Genomic DNA, 2,270 nt, shown 5'->3' with positions numbered 1-2,270 from the left:
GCACCTTCGGCTACGCGGCCCCAACGCGGGTCACGTGCAATATCTACCATTGGAGAGAAATTCCAGTTAATTCCGTCGGCGGTGGCTTCTTTAGCGGCGACTTCAGCGGTTTGTTTGATTAATTCCATATCCCAGCTGGCTGAAATTCCCAACGGAATAGGAAAAGTGGTTTTATATCCGTGTATAACATCTGATCCTATGAGCAGGGGAATTCCCAGTCTTGAGTTCTTTACAGCAATTTCCTGGGCCTGACGTACTCGTTCAGGACTGGAAACACCAAAAACACCACCAACATTACCATCTTTAATCTTGGTTTCCACATCTTCACTTACCACTGAACCTGTGGCTACTCCTCCACCGGGAGTAAGCAGGTTAAGCTGTCCTATTTTTTCTTCCAGGGTCATCTTTTCTAGTAATTCCTCTACTTCGGGAATTTGCGTTTGCGCCTGCAGAACCGAGGTTCCTGTAAAAATTATCAGGCCAAGTAATAGATAAATCTTTTTCATTTTCATTTGGTTTTTTAATCAACAAAATTTTTATTCTACATGTTGTATTTCAGATCTTTCTGAAATCCCATTTTCATTAAAAGCTTCAATTTGAAAGTAATATTCTGTATCCCTGTCCAGGTTGCGCATAAAATGTTCATTTTCATCGTAAATTAACCAGGCATGGTATAATTTATCCGGGGCAATACCCCAGCGAATATTATAGCCTTGGGCTCCTTTCACCGGTTCCCAGGTAAAGGAAGCATCTCTTCGGTCTTCCTGGCGCGATATTGAAAAACCTTTTACTTCGGCAGGTTTTTCGCCTAAACCTTTACCAAACACCCGGATCTCTGATAATGCCAGGTTATTACCGGGTACTTCCACATTTTTATAGCGTACGTATTTTCCTTTTACTGGCTGATTCAGAGCGATGTAGGCATTGGGTGCATCTTTAAAGCTTTTACTTCGGTCTACAACGGTTTCCCAGTTTTCTCCATCTTCTGAAACTTCCAGGGTGAACCGGTGGCGCAAGCCTTCGGTTCGGGTATAAATGCCTGATTCCTCATCGTGAAAATTCAACTGAAAAGCATAAATATTTCCGGGGGAAAGCATTTCGATCTCAACCCATTGCTCATCATTATTAGCTTCGGCAACCCAGAATGATTTTGGACTTTCATCGGTTAATAATTTTGAAATAATTTCGCCTTCACTGTTTTTTTCCAGAGGCATTTCGGTAATGTCGAAATCACCATCGGTAGCAGTACTTTTTCTCACCTGCTTCATCGAAGAAGAAACTGTAGTTTTTCCTTTGTAAGAAAGCAACATCCAACCATTATGCAACCCAGCTTTTGTAGGATGATTGGGACCATAAAGCGGATAATCTCCATAACTGGTAATGCTGTACATTAAACCTTCCTCATCAAAATAGGTAGGAAACATAGATAGCCTGCGTTCCCAATGAGAATTTGAGGCCAGGGCCATAGTGGCAAAATGCCAGTATTGTCCGTTGGTTTGCTGCATTGTGACTCCATGGCCTGCTCCATTAGCAAAACCGCCAGGTTTGAAGCTCATAGGATTATTTTTCATGTATTCAAAAGGCCCAAGCGGGGTTTCACCAATATAAGCAGCATCGGCATAGACATTAAACTGTGTACCTGGAGCCGCATACTGTAAATAGTATTTCCCATCATGTTTGGTCATGGAGGCGCCTTCCATATATCCTTCCTTTAAGGTTGGATGATAATTATTTTCACCAAAACGTTCCCAGCCGTGTTCCTCTTCCACCAGGTTAATAAGTTCTTTTTCTACTCCGGTTTCCAGGAAGCGGTCGTCTTTATCCAGCATTTTCACTTTAAGAGGATGCACATTTGAGGAGCCCCAATACAAATAGGTTTTCCCATCATCGTCTATAAATAATTCTGAATCCTGAATATTATTGGAAATTGATGCGGTGGGTGTCCACTCACCTTTTTTCGGGTCATCGGTGTAGAGAATACTTCCATAACCCGCGGGATCACCTGCAAAATATACCAGCGAATCTTTATAATTGAAAGCCGTTGGAGCGTTTGACCCTTCAAAAAACCATTGTTTTGGTTTAATGAATTCCCAATTGATCAAATCTTTAGAATGCCAGTAACCAAAAGAACGGGTAACAAACATGTAATATTCTCCCTGAAATTCGATAACTGCAGGATCTGCCCCGGAACGGTAGGAAATATTCTTACTTGAATTATATACCATATAGGTATAGTCTATATCCAAAGGATTGATATAAGTTTCAGGAAC

Annotated in this window: 2 protein-coding genes; both read right to left on the bottom strand. The window is 41.5% G+C overall.

Annotated elements, in window-relative coordinates:
* Positions 1-506, bottom strand: a 506-nt coding sequence (locus ACESK1_RS13100) for a glycoside hydrolase family 3 N-terminal domain-containing protein (protein ID WP_372920619.1), incomplete at its 3' end; no start/stop codon positions are given.
* Between the two features lie 30 nt (positions 507-536).
* Positions 537-2,270: family 43 glycosylhydrolase (locus tag ACESK1_RS13095; RefSeq protein ID WP_372920618.1), on the bottom strand; the 1,734-nt coding region annotated here is incomplete at its 5' end.

This window comes from Salegentibacter sp., assembly GCF_041642575.1.
In the GTDB taxonomy this organism is placed as follows: Bacteria; Bacteroidota; Bacteroidia; order Flavobacteriales; family Flavobacteriaceae; genus Salegentibacter.
This window is presented reverse-complemented; position numbering and strand designations above follow the sequence as displayed.